An 18,694-nucleotide genomic window follows, 5' to 3' on the forward strand; every position below is an offset into this window, starting at 1 on the left:
ACCACTTGCGCTGCTGCCGCAAGTCCCGGCGCAGACCGATTACGGGCGGCAGTCCTGCCGTCGTGCGGTAAGCGTCCGAATCCTGCACCACTCTTCGATAGTGTGTTCTCGTTCCATTTCGGGTCCTCTGCTGCATTGGAGAATCTCCGGTGGGTCCAAAACATTTCCAGAACAAAGCCAGACGTGAATGGTGGTCGATTCACATCGAAGCCTGGCAGCGCAGCGGCCTTTCGCAGAGGGCGTATTGCCGTCGACATCGCCCAGGGGACGTTCGCGCGTTGGCTGAAGGCACTTGCTGGCGAGGAAGCTGCACGCAAGCTCGCGAAATATCAGACGGAATTGCGCCGAGAAGAACTGAAAGGAGGACCGAGAAGGACACTGCGGCAACGCTTCTCGATCAGCACGGACGTGCGTCATCGCGGTTTGCAAGCATTCTGGGCAATGCACGTCGAGGCGATGAACTGGAGCGGAATGGGTGTACGCGAGTGTGCCGCGGCACTGTCCCTGTCGCCGTACGCGCTGCGCAAATGGCGCCACCGGTTGGACGCCGGCGAGCTCGAAATCGACTGGCGTGCGCATCTTCACCCTTCAGCCCGCCCCGTCGCTAGCACTAGTGCCAACGAATCGACCTCCCAAAGCAGCTTGACAGACGCCTCGAACGACGCTCCGACCATGCCAGCGACGCGGGCCCGGCGCTTCTTCAGCGACGAACAGAAGCTGGCGATCGTGATGGAAACCGAGCAGCCGGGTACCACGGTCTCCGGCGTTGCCCGCAAGCACGGTATCGTCACGGGGTTGCTGTTCCGCTGGCGGGTAGAGTTCGGCTTTGCGCAGAGGAAGCGCGCAAAGTGTGCATCAGTCGCGCTGGCGGACGACACGACGGCCGCTCTCGTTCTACGACCGCCGGAAGGAATGATGGCTATTGGTCTGCCCGATGGGCGGTGTGTCTTTGCACCGATCGGCAGCGATCCCGATGTTGTGCGGGCGCGTGTTGAGAGCGGAGAAATCGCGCCATGCTGATTGTTCCTGCTGGCGTCAAAGTGCACCTGGCGCTTGGCTACACGGACATGAGGAAAGGCATAGATGGCCTCGCCATGTTGGTCCAGGAAGTGAAGAAAGATCCGTTCTCCGGTCATCTGTTTGCCGTCCGCGGCAAGAAGGCATCGATGTTGAAGGTCTTGTTCTGGGACGGCAACGGTCTTTGCCTGTTCACCAAGCGGATCGACCAGGGTCGCTTTGTCTGGCCGGTAACGGCAGGTTACGATGGTTCGATCACGCTGACACCGGCGCAGCTTGCGATGCTGATTGAAGGCATCGACTGGCGCGCACCCGAGCGCGTGCGGAAGCCGGCCATCGCAGGCTAAATCGCAAAAGCCTGCATCGAACAAGGCGAAGTCGCTTTTTCGAATCGGTGTGTTCGAGTAGAATCGAACATGCAGCTCGATCTGACCAATCTTCCGCCAGACACAGCTCCTCTGCATCGCCTGGTTCGCGACATTGCTGCGGCCGTCGAGCACAAAGATAACGAGGTCGAGCGTCTCCAGTCGATCATCAAACAGCTTCAGCGAATGCAGTTCGGACGTCGTTCCGAGCGCATCGACCCAGACCAACTGGCGCTCGGTCTGGAGGATGTCGATAGCGATATCGGCCGCACCCGGGAGAGCCATCCAACGATCGTTACGGACAATCCGGATACGCCGTCGCGGCGCAAGCCGTTGCCCGCTCATCTGCCTCGCGAGGACGTCTTGCTCGATGTCAAGGACAGGGTCTGCGCTTGCTGTGGCGGAACATTGCATGCCATCGGCGAGAGCGTCAGCGAAATGCTGGACTGGGTACCGGCACAACTTCGTGTCGTGCACATCACTCGTCCAAAGTACGCGTGTCGCTCCTGCAATAAAATGGTGCAGGCGGCCGCGCCGGAGCGGCCGATTGCAGGTGGCCTGGCATCGCCGGCGCTGCTCGCGCAAGTGCTGGTCAGTAAGTATTGCGACCACACTCCGCTTTATCGGCAGTCGCAAATCTTTGCCCGACTCGGTGTCGATCTCACCCGTTCGACGCTGGCCGGCTGGGTTGGTGGCGCGTGCTGGTGGCTGGAAGCCCTGCACGAACGATTGTGCAAGAACGTGTTTGCTTCCGATCATCTGTTCGCCGACGACACGCCCGTTCCTGTGCTCGATCCCGGCCGAGGACGGACGAAGACCGGGCGTCTTTGGGTCTATGCTCGCGAACAGCGGCCATGGTGCGGGCCTGAGCCGCCGGCCGCGGTCTATCTGTTTGTTCCGGACCGCAAAGCTGAGCGTCCGGCAGCTCATCTTGCCGACTTCAAAGGCGTCCTGCATGTCGACGGATATGCCGGCTTCGAGCGGCTCGCCATTAATGAAGACGTTGTTCTGGCGGCCTGCTGGAGCCACACGAGGCGCAAGTTCTATGAGGTAGCCGGGGCGACCGGATCGCCCGTGGCGACCGAAGCCCTGCGCCGGATCGGCACACTCTATGCCATCGAATGCCGTGTCCGCTGGCAGTCGTCGGCTCATCGGCTCGCCGAGCGATGGTCCTTCTCCAAGCCAATCGTTCAAGCATTGCATTCCTGGCTGGAGATGCAGCTTCTCCTCGTCTCTGGCCGCAGCACGCTTGCCGAAGCGATCCGTTACGCGCTCTCGCGCTGGGAGGGGTTGACGCGATTCTTGCATGATGGTCGCATTGAGCTCGACACAAATCCGGTCGAACGCGCGATCAGGCCTGTGGCGCTCGGCCGCAAGAACCACCTGTTCGCCGGGAGCGACGGCGGCGGACATCGCTGGGCTGTCGCCTGCTCGCTGATCATGACCTGCAAGCTCAACGACGTCGAACCTTACGTCTACCTGCGTGACGTGCTGCAGCGGATTGTCGACGGACATCCCGTCAACCGTCTCGACGAATTGCTGCCGCGGACCTGGAGCTCCGAAGGAGCCCCCGCTACCACCGTCTGGGCAAAGCCAGACTCCCGCCAAACGGCGAACATGGGACCGTAGGCAATTGCAATAGTCGTCTTTTGTAACGATATTGCCTGACGGACCATAATTGCGATGTGATGGGGTTAAAGAGGTGACGCAGTCTTCCCGTAATGAGGCGGATGCCAAGCTGCTCTCCGAAGCCATTGCGGCGCTTCGTGAGTTGGTCTCACGCGCGCAAGACGCCACAGACGAGTCGTACGATGACGGCGAATCGGTTGATACTTGGAAGAGCGAGGAGTGCCGTGCCGCGATAGAGCGCGCCGAAGCGGTGATCGCGAAGGCGGAAGCTGCCATGGCAGAGCCCCGCACAAAGTAGGAGCTCGCCGAGTCGGCGCCTTGCCGACCAAGGGCGCTAGTCTCGTCAAGACATGACGTCATGTGCAGTCTCTGGACGCATACTCGTGGTCTCCCGGTCGCTAGTTCCCAAGGGCCAACTTCCAAGCCAACAGACTCTCGGTCGCGGCGATTTGCGACAGAATGCAGTTCGGGTCATTGCGGTAGATCCTTCAATAGCGCCTGCCCGAACACGTCGGCTGGTGGCCGATTCATTGCGAATGAGTCGCCGCGACTTGGCAGTTGACTTGCGAAGCCCCACTGTTTGCGAGCGTTTGCGATAGCGGTCGTTACCCGAAGGGCCGAGACACCCGCAGGGCGGTGAGGAGCGAAGCGACGAGTAGAGCGCGGACCGAAGGCATCGCCCGTATGCTATCAACACGTGCCACTTGCTCGGTGAAGCACGCCAAGGCTTGCGAACCGCACACTTGGTCATTGCGATACCTCCGAAGCCGATTGAGGGACGAACACGCCAATAGACCGGGGGACCATGGGCGAAACATCGGACGCCAAGATTGCGGTCGTGACACCGCTCGACGGCATGAGCGCCAGCAACCGATCGCGCGTTTTCATTAGATTGGATCGCGTGACGAATAGTGTCGCAGCTGCTGATGGCTGTCCGCTGGACGTCCACCTCGGCGGCAGTTCGATGGCAAGCAGATTTGCAAGCTTTGCGACGTATGCTCGCGTCTCGTCTGGCAAAGGGCCGCCTGCGAGATGCTCTTCATAGCGACATGGTCCCGCGTTGTACGCGGCAAACACGCCAGGCGAGCCATACCGATCGAGCAGTTCGCGCAAGTAAGCCGTACCGGCCAGAATGTTGTCGTGCGGGTCGTAGGGGTCGTTCCCGAGATTGTAGCGCTCGCGAAGTTCCGCCCAAGTCGCCGGCATGATTTGCATCAGGCCCATTGCGCCTTTTGGCGATCTGGCGTGCACGTCACCAGCACTCTCGATGCTTTGGACTGATCGGATCCAGTTCGGCGGAATTGCAAAGCGTTGTGAAGCTTCATTGATGACGCCTTCCAACGATTTAACTGTCTGACTCATCGCCGGACGTCCGGCTGATGCGCCCTGGTCAAAAGCAGCACTGTCGGACGCGGTCAGAAGAAGGAGCACGGGCAGGACAGCACAAACACACGTGCTCAACTGAGCCAAGCACTCTCTCGCGCACGCGCCGGCCTTGCAGACGTTGATCGAGACGAAGGAATGATCCCGCAATCGATCGAGCAAGGGAATGGCGAGGAGAACACGTCGAATGCGCACGATCACTCCTCCCACGTCAACACCGGCAGCGCACGACCGATCACGGCTGACGCCGGAAGAACTCCAAAATACCGGCCATCAAGAGAGTCGTCCGACTGCCAGTTCATCAAAAACAGCTCGCCGTCGCCGACGACGCGGCAGCCCTGCCATTTCGGCAGGGGCCGGCCTCGTCTGTCGTGATCCTTTGCCTCGCCCACCGCGACGTCGTCGACCGAAATCGTGAGGCCGGTTCTGCAAACACTCTGCCCCGGAAGGGCTAGCACGCGCTTCAGCATGGGGACGCCAATAGGCAAATAGCCGTTAAGGTCGAGGAAGGTCGCGAGCGGCTCGGGCGGCTGCACGGCGACCAATTCAGTGACTTGGAATTGGTCCGCCGGTCGGAGGCGGTAGAGACCGATCGGCACGCTCGCGGATGCGTTCCAGATGTAAAGCGGAAGCGGCTCCAGGACGATCGTCGCGATGAGCGCAGCAGCGAGCCCAATCGTCACGGTCAGCATCATGAGGCGGCCCGTCATCGCATCACCTTTTGGCGATGAAGCCAGGCCTGATGGCGCGCTTTCGTATACGGGCGCGGGTTTTCGTTAACCGACAGGCGGTTTTGAACGTGATGCCAATGATCAGGCGCGACATCAGCGGGATCGATGCCGAGCGCCTCAACGGCATCGATCATCTGCAGCACGCGCTCGACCTTCGGCCAACCTGACAGGCGCAGCAGAATCTCACCGCCGGGTGTCACATAAGGAACGGTCGAGCAGCGCTGTCCCGGCGCCACCGCGCGCAAGATGTCGATGCGCGAAATGATCGTGCCAAAGTCGTTGGACGTCCAACGGACGAACGCAAAGATGCTGCCGGGTGCAAATGACAGGACACGCCGGTGACGATCGAGTTTTCTTTCCTTGACAATGCGACCGAACCGAATGCGGTTTTCGATACGCTTCTCGAGCCACAACACCTCCACTTCGGTGAGATCGCTCATGCCGCCGCTCCCCGAAGCTTGAACTGGAAGCCGTGAGCATTGGCGTCGGTGAAGTGCGTGGGCAGCTTCGGAAGGCAAGCTGGACTGTCAGCCCGCTGTTGCCAGTCGCCTCCAGCTCGTCTTTGGGCCTGATCCGTTAGAAGAAATCCGAAGGATTTCTGGTTAGCCGGGGTACTGACTTGTGCCCCCTCGCCGGCCGAACTGCAGCGAAGATGCCTCGCAGCGATTCGCGAACGGAGCGCGCGGTGCGGTCCGGCGGTCGGCGGTGGAGGCGAACGATGGACGTCTATGCAGGGCTCGATGTGTCGCTGGAGGCGACGAACATTTGCGTGGTGGACGACAACGGCAACGTGGTACGGGAGGCGAAACTCGACACCGATCCGGACGCGATCGAGCTGTTCCTGGCGGAATGGGGAATCCACCTCAAGCGCGTCGGTCTCGAGTCGTTCTCCTACAGCGCCTGGCTGTTCACGGCGCTCGCCGAAAAGGGCCTCCCCGTGACCTGCATCGAGACCCGGCATGCCAAAGCGGCGCTGAACGCGATGCTGAACAAGACCGATCGCAATGACGCCAAGGGCATCGCCCAGATGATGCGGACCGGCTGGTTCCGTGCGGTCCATGTCAAATCGGAGAGCGCGCAAACGCTGCGGGCGCTGCTGGTCGGCCGCAAGGCGCTGCTCGGCAAGGTGCTCGACATGGAGAACATGATCCGCGGCCTGTTGCGCCCGTTTGGCTTGAAGGTTGGCGAAATCTCGGTCGGCCGCTTTGACGCGCGGGTGCGTGAGATGATGGCCGGGAAGAGGGATTTGGAGGCCATTGTCGCACCGTTGCTGGACGCTAGAAGCGCGATGCGGCTGCAGCTGGCAAAGCTGCACCGCCTGGCGCTGGCAGCGGCGCGCAGCGACAATGCTGTGCGGCGGATGATGACCGTGCCCGGCGTTGGCGCGCTCGTGGCGCTGACATTCCGCGCAACGGTCGACGACCCGGCGCGCTTCAAGAAGTCGACCAATGTCGGCGCGCATTTCGGCCTGACGCCACGGCGCTACCAATCGGGACAAACCGATCGCATCGGCAGCATCTCCAAATGCGGCGACGAGCTGACGCGGGCGATGCTGTATGAGGCGGCGATCGCGATCCTCACCCGCATTCCGAAGAACTTCAAGCTGCGACTGTGGGGCCTGCGGCTGGCCAGGAAGAAGGGTTTGAAGCGCGCGGCAACCGCCGTGGCGCGCGCGCTCGCCGTGCTGCTGCACAAGATCTGGACCAGTGGCACCACGTTCCGGTTTGGCGCCGGCGGCAAGCGCGGCCGGGTCGCTGCGGCGATCTAAGGGCCTCCGCAACCCGGCCGCTTCCACGCGCGCCTTTTCCTTCCGCCACGGCGGAGCAGCGTCTCCCGAGGAGACGGGGACTTGGGTGAGATCGCAACTTTTCTTGCCGGCGGCTTCATGCAGACGATTGAAGCCATCAAGCACGGCGCTGGTTAGCCTGACCGCCCATTCATCAGATTTCGGCTTGTGGTGGCCATCGTGCCAACCACGGATGTTAGCGAGTTCTCCTCGACGAGCGAGTGGCTGCAAAAGGACGTGACGCGCACCAGGCGATGATGTTGACGATCGCGCAGATTTGCGCGCGATCGCGTTTTCGCGCGTGCATTGGCGATAAGAATCGCATTGCGGAGAAGCTTTGCGCGTGAGAGAGTCGAGGCATGAGGCGTCCTCGTTGCACGCGCAGCCGACTTGTTCACAACGTACTGATTCACAACAAGAAGTTAGTGTCAGTATGTTAGTAAAGTTAGATCGGCTGGAAAGCGCGGAGAAACAAGCTCTTAAGCTCGATTCCGGTCCCCGATAGCACGATGATCGGGTCCCCGATAGCACGAGGGTTGCGGTCCCCGATAGCACGAGCTGATTCACAGATTGTCCTCCGAATTTGGAACGAGACCGCGCCGGCGCAGGCGTGCCGTTAAGGGATCAACAGGCGTTGGCGCGAAGTTCAGCCGCTCGGTACCGTTCGGATCGCGCGTGAGCACGAGTTGATAGCCGGGCAATGTCTGACGCTGGACGATTTGACGCACGTCGTAAGCAAAGTGCTTGAGCGGCGAGAGGATGCCGGACTTGGCGTGGAGATGCCCAAGGTCAAAGCTCCAGCCGCCATCCTGGCGGCCGCCGTGCTTGCGCACGAGGCGGTAAAGCCACCGCTCAAGTCCACCCGTCAGATCGAAATAGGCGCGATCAATCGTCAGCACGAGCGCGTCATCTATGACGCCGGCGTAGAACCAATCCGGAAGGATCAGCTCGAGCCCAAATGGCCGACCGTTTGCATCGGCCGTTTCCTTCCACTCGTTGATCCAGGAGAAGCGATGCCGTCGCCGTTCTGTCGGCTGACGGATGGAAGTCAGCACGGTCGTTGACTGAAGTCTGTCGAGGCCCGCCTTCAGCCGGTCATAGTCTCGTGCGCTGGTGCCGCGGCCGACGAACGTCAGAATCTCGTAGGGCGTTGCAGCCATCAAGCGCGAGGTCTTCAAGCCTGCGTCACGGGCTTCGACGATCTGAGACGAGGCCCAGATCAGAACGTCTGCATCCCAGATGGTCGCCATGCCGTGTTCCGGCACGGCTTCGACACGAATAGCGATCGCACCGGCACGAAAATCGATGGGCACGATCCGCTTGGTCTTTGCCAGCGAGAAGAACGGATACGCCATCAGATCCTGCGCGTCGCGGGGCGCGAGATCACCGGGCAAAGCCCGAAAGAGCTCAAGCTGCTCGCGCTCGGAATGGTGTTTGCGCCGCATGGTCACTGCTCTCGCACGGCGATCAGCGACGTTCCTGGCCCGCATACGGGCGCAGCGCGGGATGCTTCTTGGCCGGCAGAACTGTCCCCTTGCCGGGATCGGACGTCGATGTCTTGGCGCCGCGGTCGGCCCATGCTTTCAGATCATCGACGGCGTAGACAACACGTCCGCCAATCTTCCGATACGTCGGTCCAGTACCGTACGTGCGGTGCTTCTCGAGCGTGCGGCCGGACAGGCCGAGATAGCGCGCGGCCTCAGGTGTACGCAGGAATCGCGGGGGAAGACCGGCCATCGGATCGGGCATTTGAGAACTCCAGGAGGACAGCGCACTACGCTTGGCTAGGCCGGCGTGTATGCGGTCATCATGGAGGAGCAACATCTCGGAGGGGGATGCCGAATTTTGGGGGTACGATTTCCGATACCCCCTAAGCGGAAAGGGTATCCGTCTCTGCGCCCGGGCCGCAGGAGTTTGCGGTAACCACCGCGCATCAACGCGAGGCCGCCTTGGACCAAGCGGATTGTTCGATTGCGCAGATCATGCGTCTTCCAGGCGCGATCGGGGACGCGCTTTTTGCCGAACAGCGCTTCGGTGATAACGCGATAACTGCCGCCGGCGCCATGCGCATCGAGCGCGCGGATCGCGGCGCTCAGCCGCTCGCGCCGCTGTTTGGATAGTGTGTGAAATGGCGGACCAGGCGCGCGTCCATTCATCGCGCGCCACAGCCGGCGGGCTGCATAGGCACGTGCGCCGAAATCGCTGTCAAGCGGCAGTTCGGCTACGTATGACGCGCCAAGCACCGGCGGGTCCTTGGACCAGACACGGTGGTCCGCCGAACCGATGCGCAGCACCGCGTGCCAGCCGTCGGCGGCGCGGCGCACCTGGCCAGCTGCAGGGTCAAGCAGCGGTTGAGACGCGGACACGAGGTCGGCCGTCGAGGCAACCGTCACCGGAACGACCGTCGCTAGAACCTCCGGCGCCCAAAAGATCGTCTGCTCATCGAACGACCTCTGCGGGTCATGGGCGAAAGCAGATACCCCATTTCCTCCTGAATTCCTCGGTCACTGCACCATCTGGACTGCTTGCGATCATCGCTTCGTACTCGCGTCGATAGTCCGCGTTACGACGAAGACATTCCCAGGCGATGTCGTTGACTTCCGCGTCTTGTAGGCTCTTGTAGGAATCCGGCGATCGCCAGTCGAATTCAGGCATTGCTTCCGCCCCATTGCACGCTGCTAACAACGATTGCGCCGCAATAGGTATGAACGAGGCGGTTGTAGGAAGCCCCTAGTTTGGCACCACGTGGTGCACCGGAATGACCACCGATTAGCAAAAGAAAATAATTCTGCCTGCAAGTCGCCAGCCGGCGATTTTCTTCTATTTTGAGCCGGTGCTGCGCAAGAGGCGCCCCTGCTCGGTCACCCATTTGGCACGCGCAAGGTGGCTCTGATATGCGCTCCGCGCACGCTCCGGCTCTCGCTCGGGGTCCATATGCAAGACCACTCGAGCCACTTCGCGCCAGTCCGCCCCCTCACCTTCGGCCTGCAGAAGGCGAACGTACGTTACGACGTGCTGTTCGTCATAGGCCGTCAGCGTTGGCTCGTCCGGCGCACTGTCCGCTACGTCTGGATCTAGGGATGGCTTCTGCATCACACCCGCTTTTAGAACGCCTATAAGCTACGCCATGGTTTGGTCGCATTCCAGACCTCCGCCGCGTTGGAAGCCTGAATATGCGTTCGATAAATCGGCAACCTAAGTCGGCCACGCACATGGCATCGCCGCATACATAGCATGTTTGGACACGAATAGGAACGATCGTTCCTAGAACGATCGTTCCGGTTCAGTTCCCATATCGCCATGGATCTCAAAGAGATCATGGCTGTGAACCTGCGTCGGAAACGCCACGATCTACAAATGACGCAGGAGGAGCTGGCCGAGCGCGCGGGTTTAAGCGCCCGTTACGTCGGCGCCATCGAGCGCGGCGATGTATCAGCGAGCGTCACCGTGCTCGGGCAAATTGCTGAAGCATTGGGGGTCGAACCGGGAGACCTGCTCAAGAAGGTTGCGCGGCTTACCAAATCGTAAGCCGGCTCAGGCCAGCCGCGAAGCGCCCCGCCCGGCGGACCGGACGGGGCTTCGTGGGGCGCTCTTACTCGCCGTTCTTGCGCGGCCGCGACCAGAGCAGGGTGTAGCCCTCGCCGCCTTCGTCATCGAACAGGTTCGCGTAGATCGGCGCGTTGAACGACGGGTCGTCGAGCTTGAGCGAGAGGTAATCGCGGCCTTCCTCGGAACGCTTCGACCAGGCTGCCCCGATCTCGGCCCGGCCCACGTAGATGCGGTGGCTGGGGGCGTTGTCGTTGGATCGGTTGGTCTCGGCGACGATGCGGACGCCCTTGGCTTGCAGGCTCAGGGTGACGATTTCGCCCTGGAAATCATTGCCGACCTTCTTGAAAGAACCGATGTTAGCCATGTCACTTCTCCTGTTGTGTTTCGAGCCCGCGACCACCGCGGCCTCGATGGCGATCTAGGGCCGAGGACGATCGGCGACGCACCCGCTCGGGCCGGAGCGCAGCGGAGGACGTCGTTGTGGCGACTTTCTTGTCTCGCGAGGAATGGGCGAAGCCCAGGGGAAGAAAGTCGCATCAACGGCGTTGCGGCTCAGACGATCGAGGCGAAGCCGGTCTTCGGCCAGATCAAGCCATCAACGAGGCCACGTGCGTCCGCGTGCTGAACCACAATCTCTGGAGAAGCGTGGCCATCTCGGTTTTGATGAACAAGAGGTCGGAACCATTCAGCGCGGAAAGAGAAACAATCTACTGCAAAGGGCGGCACCGTCTGCCAAGAACCGATCGAGGTAAGATCGCTCTGCCGCGGCTGCGTGGGCCAGACCGAATGTCGGCAGCTTGATCGAGGAGCTCCGAGGAGGACTGCCTCTCCCGCGCTCAGGTTTCGAGAATCCCCGTTCAACCGCGCCGATCTACGCCAACCTGCTCGACGATGAAGGCGGTGAACGGTCATCCCCTCGGGCCATGCGGCCGTAAGAACCGGTTAGGACGGATTATCCACCACCCCGCCCGCCTCTAACGGGCGGGTCTCCACCAAAACCATCAAGCGCGTCCATGACATAACGCCAATGCAAACTGCACCGAGACAAGCGAAGACCTCACGCCAAGCCAGCGAAGGCACCCCGATCTGGGACAGGGCGAACACCACATGATAGCCGGCGATGGCGGCGGGAACAGTGAATGCTGCCGCGATCGTGATGCGCAAGGCCGAGGACCTAGTAACGGCAAAGGCGACCTGGCCGAGGACGAGCGTCAGCGCACCGGCGGCCGTTGCGCTAAGCAGCGCACCAATGAGGCCGGCGCCGCTCTGAAATGCCGTCATCCCGATGCTCAGTGCGACGAAAAACGGCAGGGCATACACTGCGAGCGCGAAGATCGCCCAGCAGAGCAATCCGATGCCGAGTGTGTTGAGAACAAGCCCAAGGGCGAGCATGGTGGTGGCTCCATGTGCAAAGGTATAACGGTCGCGCCTTCCACCACCACCGCGGCGCAACTTCGGACGTAATATCGAAACGAGGCGGAGTTGCGGCGTGCAACTCCACCTTGTCTTATCAGCGAGCAAACGGCGCTTACGCGCCGCCGAACCTCCAGACGGGGATGCCGAGCCGCTTCGCCTTGTCGGCGAGGTTGTCCTGGATTCCCGTGCCCGGGAAGTGCATGACGCCGATCGGCAGGAGTTCGAGCATGGCATCATTGCGCTTGAACGGGGCCGCCTTGGCGTGTTTCGTCCAGTCGGGCTTGAAGGCGATCTGAGGCACTTTGCGGGTCGTCGCCCATTTGGAGGCGATCAGTTCGGCCCCTTTGGGTGAGCCGCCATGGAGCAGAACCATGTCGGGATGCTTGGCGTGAACTTTGTCGAGACGATCCCAGATCAGATGATGGTCGTTGAAGTCGAGCCCTCCGGTGAGCGCGATCTTCGGTCCTGCCGGCAACATGACCTCGGTTTCGGCACGGCGCTTGGCTGCGATGAAGTCGCGGGAGTCGATCATCGCCGAGGTCAGCGTGCGGTGGTTCACCAGCGATCCCGATCGGGGGCGCCAGAATGAGCCGGTGTGAGTTTCAAAGCGCTCGATGGCCTGGTCACGGAAGAGCTCCAGGCAGTTGCGGCGCTCGATCAGTGTGATGCCCTCCGCCGTCACGCGCTCGAGTTCGACCGATCGAACTTCGGAGCCGTCCTGCTCGCGCTGGCTCTTCTGCTGCGCCTGTTCGTTGTCGTCGAGCTGGCGTCCGATGCGGTCGACGGCACGATGGAACAGGTTGACGGTCGACCAGAGCAGATCGTCAAGGTCTGGCTCGAGCCGCGTATCGCTCAACGTCGCGACCAAGGCATCAAAGATATCTGCGACGGCACCGGTGATGATTTTGCCCTCGGGAAGCGGCCGTGGATCGGGCTGGTCGTCGAAGGGGCGATAGCCGAAGAGCTGTAATTCGGTGAGGACGTGGTCGGTCGGAGATGCGGCGTGCGGCGGTTCGATGTCGTCGTGGTCGGTCATGGAAGAAGTCCTTTGCCGGGTCGGCCGCGCCCATCGCGGCCTTCGTGGCGATCACTCAGACGGCGGGCGGAACGGGCCAGAACCCGATAGGGCCGAAGCGGCAGCGGAGGATGGCGGAGGCCGGCTATTTTGCTTCGCGATGCAAAGCGCGCCGGTCAGGTGGCTGATGTGTCTTCTCATCGCCGGCGCGCGGCGGAAAATAGCCGGACGCAGCCATTGCCGGCCTGGGCCGCCTGCCGTCCGATCGCCCTCTAGAAGGCCGTGGTCGCGTCCCCTTCCGGCATTGGCCTTGCCGAGACCGACCTGTCGACCCCGGATCGAGGCACCGGAGCTATTCCGCCGTTACCGTCGACGAACGCAGGAAGCGGTCGACGTCCTCTGGTACGAGTTGAAGCCGCAACGCTGCCCTGAGGGCGTCGAGGCCAAAGAAGCGCAGATCCTCGTTGAAGTCACCCAACCGAGGCGACAACGGAATTACTTCGATGCCGGCTGCTTCTGCGCGCCGCAACAGAATAGCTTGCACCGCTTCTCCGGCGGCGTCCGCGTCACGAGCGATATAGAGCCGACGCAAGTACGACGACAGCAACATGGCCGAGAGATGATTTGCCGAAAGCGCAGCGGCCATCGGCAACGTCGGAAGCACGCAACGTAGCGACAGCATCGTTTCGATGCCTTCGCCAGCGACAAGTAGGTCGTCCGCCGCGCCGAAGCGAACGGCGTTGCCGAGTAGGTCGCCCATGGCTCGTCGCGGCGTGTCAATCGGGGCCTTGCCGAGCCGCACGCGATCAAAGCCGTCTGGATCGAGCCAAGTGCGGAGCACGCCGGTGATCCGGCCGTCGAGATCCGTGACGCAGGCAATCATCGCCGGCCACGCCTCGGTCGGCGAATGATCATCGGGTCGATAGTAGCAACGCGGATGGAAGCGCAGGCTGCCACCATGGTGCACGTGGTTTATTCCGCGACGCTGCAAGCAAGTCTCAACAACGGTACCCTCAATTGGACCTGAGATCGCAAACAGCCGCCTTGCGGCCTCTTGTGAGCCGACCGTTGCTGCGGGATGAGTCGGCTTGATGACGAGTTCCGGTTCAGGGCGGGGTAGCTTGAGAAAACGCCTTGCCTCCTCGGCGACCTCACGGAAGTCACGAAGCCCGAGGCTTTCCCGGATGATGTCGAGGAGATCGCCATGCTCGCCGGTCGCAGCGTCAGTCCACTTGCCAGCCCGGCCCTTGGGTGATGCGTGGAGCCGCACGAACAGCGAGCGGCCGGGGGTGTTGTGGACGTCGCCGACCACCCAGTAGCGCCCCGCCCGCTTGCCATTGGAGAGATAGTATCGGCACACCGCCTCCGCCTCACGCGCAAGGCGGCGTACCAGCTCGGAGACACCGCGGGACATCACGCGGCCTCCCGCTCACTGATGCCCGCAACCGGATAGCCGTCGAGCACCTTCGACAGGATCGCGACGCCGCTTGCGTCCGTGGGCACGAACATGCGCAGCTTCCAAGAGATGATCTCCCCAAAGAGTCCGTAGGCCCGCAGTCGATCGCGCATCGTGTCGTTGAAACCCGACAGCTCGATGCGATATGCGCCCATCACCCGGACACGACGAAGCTGGTGTCCCCCCGCGAGGTGGAGGACGGTCCGTCCCTCCATCAGCGCGGCAAAGGCAGCGTCCGGCGTCAGCGAAGGCGCGTCCGCCGCAAGGACGCTTGCGACCCAGACGGCCGAAACCCTGCGACCGATGATGCGCTCGCCCGCGTCGGTCTGGAGCCGATAGACGCGGGTCGATTCGGTCGGCAGCCGCTTCCAGATCGGAAGCAACAAGCCCGCCACGACGTGGATCGTGCTTTCCGTGAACTCAGGCACCTCCGCAAGCTCCGCCAGCCAGGCCGCGGCGAAGCGCTCGCGGTCCGCCTCGACCCAATGGCTCTCCGCCATCATGCTTAGCGGCACTGTGTGCTGCTCCATCGGACGGATCAGGCGGACGCGCCGCTCAATCTCGCCGTCGTCAAGCATGGCGCTCGGGGCCGGGACCTGCACGGCGGCTCGTCCCGAGCGCTCATTGATCAGCAGAACACCATGACGATTGGAAATATGATCAAGAGCGTCAACCAAACTCGCAGGATGATTGCGCTGGCGCTGGATGATAGTGAGCAGCCGGGTCTCGGCGCCAGTGCCGGGATGGACGTAGATCGTCCGCCGGTCGGCGACGACAAGACTCTCGGCGCGGAGCGTTTCCAGCCCAACGTCGTAGGTGCCGGACACGACCGCGCCCTCTATCCGGGCGGTCAGGAGCTGCTCGAAGGCGGTGAACAGGACGTTCTGCAGGTCGATGGTGAGTGCCAGCAACCTGTTCAGGAAGGTCGTGATCGGCGGCAGGTCGTCCCTGAGCCCATTGGCATCTGTCAGCTTCAGGCCAGTCGCGTCCTCGAACCTCTCGAGCGAGCATCCCTCGACCTTGCCTCGCGCGAGCAGCAGGTAGAGTTGACGCAATGCATCGCGGCCGTACGGGCTTTCGAGGTTGTCCTCGGGCCGGAACAGGCCCTGCCCTCCGGTCTGGCGCTGGCCGCGCGTAATGGCCCCCAACGTGTCGAGTCGGCGAGCAATGGTGCTGAGAAAGCGCTTTTCGGCCTTCACGTCGGTCACGATTGGCCGGAACAGCGGCGGCTGCGCCTGATTGGTCCGGTTCGTGCGGCCGAGGCCCTGAATCGCGGCGTCGGCCTTCCAGCCGGGCTCGAGCAGGTAATGGACCCGCAACCGGCGATTCCGGGCCGACAGTTCGGCATGGTAACTCCTCCCCGTGCCACCGGCGTCGGAGAACACGAGGATGCGCTTGGCGTCATCCATGAAGGCCGAGGTCTCAGCGAGGTTGGCGGAGCCGGCTCGGTTCTCGACCACCAACCGGTCGCCCTTGCGAACGATGCGGCGCGAGCGGCCAGTCACCTCGGCGACCATGTCAGTGCCAAAACGCTGGACGACCTGATCGAGCGCGCCGGGCACGGGCGGCAGCGACGCGAGCTTTTCGATCAAACGATCGCGGCGGGCGGCGGCCTCCTGGCTCTCGACCGACTGGTCGTCGCGATAGACAGGCCGGGAGGAGAGGTTGCCCTCCGAGTCGGTGAAGGGTTCGTAGAGCTGGACCGGAAAGGAATGGGCGAGATAGTCGAGGACGTACTCGCGCGGCGTGATGTCGACCTGAACGTCGCCCCACTCCTCGGTCGGAATTTCCGCAAGCCGACGTTCCATCAGCGCTTCGCCCGTCGACACGATCTGGATGACGGCCGCATGGCCAGCTTCGAGATCGCGCTCGATAGATCGGATTAGCGACGGCGTCTTCATCGAGGTCAGGAGATGACCGAAGAAGCGCTGCTTCGCGCTTTCGAAGGCGGATCGCGCCGCGGATTTCGCCTGCCCGTTCAGCGTTCCCGTTGCGCCGGTGATGTTGGCGGCCCGCATCGCCGCGTCGAGGTTGTTATGGATGATGCTGAACGCATCGGCGTAGGCGTCGTAGATGCGGACCTGCTCCGGCGTAAGCTGGTGCTCAACGAGGTCGTACTCGACGCCCTCGTAAGAGAGCGAGCGGGCCGCGTAGAGACCAAGGGCCTTGAGGTCGCGCGCCAGCACCTCCATGGCCGCGACCCCGCCCTCCTCGATCGCTTCAACGAACTCGGCACGCGTGGCGAACGGGAAATCAGCGCCGCCCCAAAGGCCGAGGCGTTGAGCGTAGGCGAGGTTATGGACCGTGGTGGCACCGGTCGCCGATACGTAAACCACGCGAGCATTCGGCAGCGCGTGCTGGAGCCTCAGGCCCGCGCGCCCCTGCTGTGAGGCCGCCTGGTCGCCGCGCTCGCCCTTGCCCCCGACCGCATTCTGCATGGCGTGGCTCTCGTCGAAGATGATCACTCCGTCGAAGTCGGAGCCCAACCATTCAACGATCTGCCTGACCCGCGAAAGCTTTTCGCCACGCTCGTCGGTCCGTAGCGTAGCGTAGGTGGTAAATAGGATGCCCTCCGAAAGCCGGACCGGGGTGCCCTGGCGAAACCGAGACAAGGGCGTAACAAGCAGTCGCTCCATGTCGAGCGCGGACCAATCGCGCTGCGCGTCCTCGATCAGCTTGTCGGACTTGCTGATCCAGACCGCACGACGACGGCCCTTGAGCCAGTTGTCGAGCAAAATCCCGGCGACCTGCCGCCCCTTGCCCGCCCCGGTGCCATCGCCCAAAAACCAGCCGCGGCGAAAGTGGACGGCATTCTCTGCGTCGTCCCGCGCGGCGGCCACAACATCAAAGGTCGCGTCCACCGTCCAGGAGCCTGGCAGAAATTCGGAATGCGCTCCGCCAGCATAGATGATGCTCTCGAGCTGGGCGTCCGACAGTACTCCATCTGCCACCAGACTCGAAGGCAGGTGGGGACGATAGGACGGATTCGGTGGCGCAACGGAGGCCATTGCCGCGGACTGCACGAGCTTGGTCGGATGTGCGCACGATCCGGGAATTCGGATCGACTGCAATCCGTATTCCTCATAAAGCGCATCGGTGAGTCGCGCGCCTTCCGGCGGCGACCATTCGACCGTCTCGTACGCAAGTTCTACGCCTTCGGGCGTTGCACTTATCGAAGAGGACGATGAGCGCGGTGCAACGGCGCCGGTCGATCGCGACATCGCTGGCCGCCCGATAGCGGAGATCTGCGATGGCGCAGCGACGGGCAGCCTTGGAGGCACATGCTGGTTCACCCAGTCGAGCAAGGTAGCGACATCGACTGCCATGCCCGGCGAGGCAGGAAAAGCCGTCGGATCGGCAGCGGGCAGCTTGTCGATCACAAGCAGCCTCGTATCCGTCCGAGTGCCATGCTTGGCGTAGATGGCGGCGTCGATCGCGGCAGAAAACACGACCCGCCCGCGTTCCTGGAGCCGCACAAAGGCATCTCGCCATGCCGGGTTTTCCGGCGCGAAGCTTGCGCCAGCGATGGCGACGAGGCGTCCACCCTCGCGAAGTCGCGCGAGCGCCGAAGCGATGTGCCGGAGAGCCGCATCCGCCATCCGGCGATCGACATTCGCCACCGCTGAGAACGGCGGATTCATCAGAACGACGCTCGGTACGACACTCGCATTGAGGTGATCGTTGATCTGGGCGGCGTCGAACCGCGTGACCTCAACGTTGGCGAACAGATGATCGAGTAGCGACGCGCGGGCCTCGGCGAACTCGTTCAATAGCAAGACGCCGCCGTCGAGCTCGGCAAAGATAGCGAGCAAGCCGGTCCCCGCGGAGGGCTCCAGAACGCGATCGGCTGGCGTAATGCCGGCTGCGGTGCATGCCGCAAGCCCAAGCTGGATCGGTGTCGAGAATTGCTGAAGCGCCTGACTGTCCTCGGAACGCCGCGTGTGGGTCGGCAGACAGCTCGCGACTCTTGCGAGCATCGGCAGCATGGCGGCCGTCGAGCCAGCCTTGGCCCGCATGGCCGGGCCGAACTTGCGAAGGAACAGTACGGTTGCAGCCTCGCAGACGTCATAGGCGGTCTTCCAGTTCCAGACGCCGGCCGCGTCCGAGGCGCCGAAGGCAGCCTCCATCGCGCTGCGCAGCACCGCGGCATCGACGCGACGGCCGCGTTCGAGATCGGTCAAGAGCTGTCGCCCGGCCCTGACGGCGGAAGAGGTGAGACTTGCAGCGGCACGCATCGAGAGCGGCGCGGCGGCCGCGCCGCCGGCGAGAGATTCGGTCATGGCTGGATGTCTTTCGGAGAGCGGGAACGGGTCGAGCCGGCTGGCGCTCTCTCTGGACCATGCCGGC

The 18,694-nt window shown here is 62.7% G+C and carries 20 protein-coding genes; 7 read left to right on the plus strand and 13 right to left on the minus strand.

From position 1 onward, the window contains the following. Positions 1-149: 149 nt before the first annotated feature. The 5 genes from tnpA to MTR72_RS37735 all read left to right on the plus strand — a co-directional run bounded on the left by tnpA (position 150) and on the right by MTR72_RS37735 (position 3,309). Complete coding sequence (gene tnpA, locus MTR72_RS40640) at positions 150-608, plus strand: IS66 family insertion sequence element accessory protein TnpA (RefSeq protein WP_445819682.1); 459 nt, start codon at positions 150-152, stop codon at positions 606-608. Between the two features lie 121 nt (positions 609-729). Further along, a complete protein-coding gene (locus MTR72_RS40645; RefSeq protein ID WP_445819683.1) occupies positions 730-1,020 on the plus strand; it encodes a transposase in 291 nt (96 codons plus the stop codon). After that, positions 1,014-1,364, plus strand: coding sequence for an IS66 family insertion sequence element accessory protein TnpB (tnpB, locus tag MTR72_RS37725; RefSeq protein ID WP_341512129.1), 351 nt, complete (start codon positions 1,014-1,016; stop codon positions 1,362-1,364). The genes MTR72_RS40645 and tnpB overlap by 7 nt, the downstream gene beginning before the upstream one ends. Positions 1,365-1,433: 69 nt before the next feature. Continuing rightward, positions 1,434-3,011: an IS66 family transposase gene (gene tnpC, locus MTR72_RS37730; protein WP_341512130.1), complete on the plus strand. Its 1,578-nt coding sequence runs from the start codon at positions 1,434-1,436 to the stop codon at positions 3,009-3,011. A gap of 73 nt (positions 3,012-3,084) precedes the next feature. Beyond that, positions 3,085-3,309, plus strand: coding sequence for a hypothetical protein (locus tag MTR72_RS37735; protein ID WP_341512131.1), 225 nt, complete (start codon positions 3,085-3,087; stop codon positions 3,307-3,309). A gap of 449 nt (positions 3,310-3,758) precedes the next feature. Here MTR72_RS37735 and MTR72_RS37740 read toward each other — a convergent pair whose 3' ends face one another. Genes MTR72_RS37740 through MTR72_RS37750 form a run of 3 tightly spaced genes read right to left on the minus strand, consistent with a single transcriptional unit; the run spans position 3,759 to position 5,565 of the window. After that, entirely contained in the window at positions 3,759-4,589 is an 831-nt protein-coding gene (locus MTR72_RS37740) for a lytic transglycosylase domain-containing protein (RefSeq protein ID WP_341512132.1), read from the minus strand. A 2-nt stretch (positions 4,590-4,591) separates the two neighbouring features. Then, positions 4,592-5,104 carry a S26 family signal peptidase gene (locus MTR72_RS37745; RefSeq protein WP_341512133.1) on the minus strand — a complete coding sequence of 171 codons (513 nt, stop codon included), beginning with the start codon at positions 5,102-5,104 and terminating at the stop codon, positions 4,592-4,594. Further along, positions 5,101-5,565, minus strand: a complete 465-nt coding sequence (locus tag MTR72_RS37750) for a DUF2840 domain-containing protein (RefSeq protein ID WP_341512134.1) — start codon at positions 5,563-5,565, stop codon at positions 5,101-5,103. The genes MTR72_RS37745 and MTR72_RS37750 overlap by 4 nt, the downstream gene beginning before the upstream one ends. 278 nt (positions 5,566-5,843) lie before the next feature. Between MTR72_RS37750 and MTR72_RS37755 the strand changes: the two genes are divergently transcribed. Then, a complete protein-coding gene (locus MTR72_RS37755; RefSeq protein ID WP_341512135.1) occupies positions 5,844-6,893 on the plus strand; it encodes an IS110 family transposase in 1,050 nt (349 codons plus the stop codon). 581 nt (positions 6,894-7,474) lie between these two features. Here the strand turns inward: MTR72_RS37755 and MTR72_RS37760 are convergent. From MTR72_RS37760 to MTR72_RS37780, 5 genes are all read right to left on the minus strand, one after another. After that, on the minus strand, positions 7,475-8,356 hold the full coding sequence (locus MTR72_RS37760; protein WP_341512136.1) for a replication initiator protein A: 882 nt from the start codon (positions 8,354-8,356) through the stop codon (positions 7,475-7,477). Between the two features lie 22 nt (positions 8,357-8,378). Further along, positions 8,379-8,660 (minus strand): helix-turn-helix transcriptional regulator, encoded by a 282-nt coding sequence (locus MTR72_RS37765; protein ID WP_008561544.1) that lies wholly within the window; start codon positions 8,658-8,660, stop codon positions 8,379-8,381. 35 nt (positions 8,661-8,695) lie between these two features. Next, complete coding sequence (locus MTR72_RS37770; protein WP_341512137.1) at positions 8,696-9,304, minus strand: DUF2285 domain-containing protein; 609 nt, start codon at positions 9,302-9,304, stop codon at positions 8,696-8,698. Positions 9,305-9,371: 67 nt separating this feature from the next. Beyond that, positions 9,372-9,566: a transcriptional regulator domain-containing protein gene (locus tag MTR72_RS37775; RefSeq protein WP_341512138.1), complete on the minus strand. Its 195-nt coding sequence runs from the start codon at positions 9,564-9,566 to the stop codon at positions 9,372-9,374. 165 nt (positions 9,567-9,731) lie between these two features. Next, complete coding sequence (locus tag MTR72_RS37780; protein ID WP_341512139.1) at positions 9,732-10,004, minus strand: DUF2285 domain-containing protein; 273 nt, start codon at positions 10,002-10,004, stop codon at positions 9,732-9,734. A 207-nt stretch (positions 10,005-10,211) separates the two neighbouring features. Here MTR72_RS37780 and MTR72_RS37785 point away from each other — a divergent pair, with 207 nt between their 5' ends. Continuing rightward, positions 10,212-10,439, plus strand: a complete 228-nt coding sequence (locus MTR72_RS37785; RefSeq protein ID WP_341512140.1) for a helix-turn-helix domain-containing protein — start codon at positions 10,212-10,214, stop codon at positions 10,437-10,439. Between the two features lie 64 nt (positions 10,440-10,503). On the opposite strand, the gene MTR72_RS37790 is transcribed toward MTR72_RS37785, so the two are convergent. The 5 genes from MTR72_RS37790 to MTR72_RS37810 all read right to left on the minus strand — a co-directional run bounded on the left by MTR72_RS37790 (position 10,504) and on the right by MTR72_RS37810 (position 18,627). Beyond that, complete coding sequence (locus MTR72_RS37790) at positions 10,504-10,824, minus strand: DUF736 domain-containing protein (RefSeq protein WP_018454792.1); 321 nt, start codon at positions 10,822-10,824, stop codon at positions 10,504-10,506. A gap of 578 nt (positions 10,825-11,402) precedes the next feature. After that, positions 11,403-11,852 carry a hypothetical protein gene (locus MTR72_RS37795; RefSeq protein ID WP_341512141.1) on the minus strand — a complete coding sequence of 150 codons (450 nt, stop codon included), beginning with the start codon at positions 11,850-11,852 and terminating at the stop codon, positions 11,403-11,405. 136 nt (positions 11,853-11,988) lie between these two features. Next, positions 11,989-12,912: a DUF2493 domain-containing protein gene (locus tag MTR72_RS37800; protein WP_341512142.1), complete on the minus strand. Its 924-nt coding sequence runs from the start codon at positions 12,910-12,912 to the stop codon at positions 11,989-11,991. Between the two features lie 331 nt (positions 12,913-13,243). Beyond that, positions 13,244-14,305, minus strand: a complete 1,062-nt coding sequence (locus tag MTR72_RS37805) for a DUF7146 domain-containing protein (protein ID WP_341512143.1) — start codon at positions 14,303-14,305, stop codon at positions 13,244-13,246. After that, complete coding sequence (locus MTR72_RS37810; RefSeq protein WP_341512144.1) at positions 14,305-18,627, minus strand: strawberry notch-like NTP hydrolase domain-containing protein; 4,323 nt, start codon at positions 18,625-18,627, stop codon at positions 14,305-14,307. Before MTR72_RS37810 ends, MTR72_RS37805 begins: the two co-directional genes overlap by 1 nt. Between the last annotated feature and the right edge of the window lie 67 nt (positions 18,628-18,694).

The organism is Bradyrhizobium sp. ISRA442 (assembly GCF_038085055.1).
In the GTDB taxonomy this organism is placed as follows: domain Bacteria; phylum Pseudomonadota; class Alphaproteobacteria; order Rhizobiales; family Xanthobacteraceae; genus Bradyrhizobium.

Excerpts from the sequence above, each read along its gene's own strand:
- MTR72_RS40645 (WP_445819683.1), top strand. The coding sequence starts at position 730 with ATGGAAACCGAGCAGCCGGGTACCACGGTCTCCGGCGTTGCCCGCAAG.
- tnpB (WP_341512129.1), top strand. The coding sequence starts at position 1,014 with ATGCTGATTGTTCCTGCTGGCGTCAAAGTGCACCTGGCGCTTGGCTAC.
- tnpC (WP_341512130.1), top strand. The coding sequence starts at position 1,434 with ATGCAGCTCGATCTGACCAATCTTCCGCCAGACACAGCTCCTCTGCAT.
- MTR72_RS37745 (WP_341512133.1), bottom strand. The coding sequence starts at position 5,104 with ATGACGGGCCGCCTCATGATGCTGACCGTGACGATTGGGCTCGCTGCT.
- MTR72_RS37750 (WP_341512134.1), bottom strand. The coding sequence starts at position 5,565 with ATGAGCGATCTCACCGAAGTGGAGGTGTTGTGGCTCGAGAAGCGTATC.
- MTR72_RS37755 (WP_341512135.1), top strand. The coding sequence starts at position 5,844 with ATGGACGTCTATGCAGGGCTCGATGTGTCGCTGGAGGCGACGAACATT.
- MTR72_RS37760 (WP_341512136.1), bottom strand. The coding sequence starts at position 8,356 with ATGCGGCGCAAACACCATTCCGAGCGCGAGCAGCTTGAGCTCTTTCGG.
- MTR72_RS37765 (WP_008561544.1), bottom strand. The coding sequence starts at position 8,660 with ATGCCCGATCCGATGGCCGGTCTTCCCCCGCGATTCCTGCGTACACCT.
- MTR72_RS37775 (WP_341512138.1), bottom strand. The coding sequence starts at position 9,566 with ATGCCTGAATTCGACTGGCGATCGCCGGATTCCTACAAGAGCCTACAA.
- MTR72_RS37780 (WP_341512139.1), bottom strand. The coding sequence starts at position 10,004 with ATGCAGAAGCCATCCCTAGATCCAGACGTAGCGGACAGTGCGCCGGAC.
- MTR72_RS37785 (WP_341512140.1), top strand. The coding sequence starts at position 10,212 with ATGGATCTCAAAGAGATCATGGCTGTGAACCTGCGTCGGAAACGCCAC.
- MTR72_RS37790 (WP_018454792.1), bottom strand. The coding sequence starts at position 10,824 with ATGGCTAACATCGGTTCTTTCAAGAAGGTCGGCAATGATTTCCAGGGC.
- MTR72_RS37795 (WP_341512141.1), bottom strand. The coding sequence starts at position 11,852 with ATGCTCGCCCTTGGGCTTGTTCTCAACACACTCGGCATCGGATTGCTC.
- MTR72_RS37800 (WP_341512142.1), bottom strand. The coding sequence starts at position 12,912 with ATGACCGACCACGACGACATCGAACCGCCGCACGCCGCATCTCCGACC.
- MTR72_RS37805 (WP_341512143.1), bottom strand. The coding sequence starts at position 14,305 with ATGTCCCGCGGTGTCTCCGAGCTGGTACGCCGCCTTGCGCGTGAGGCG.
- MTR72_RS37810 (WP_341512144.1), bottom strand. The coding sequence starts at position 18,627 with ATGACCGAATCTCTCGCCGGCGGCGCGGCCGCCGCGCCGCTCTCGATG.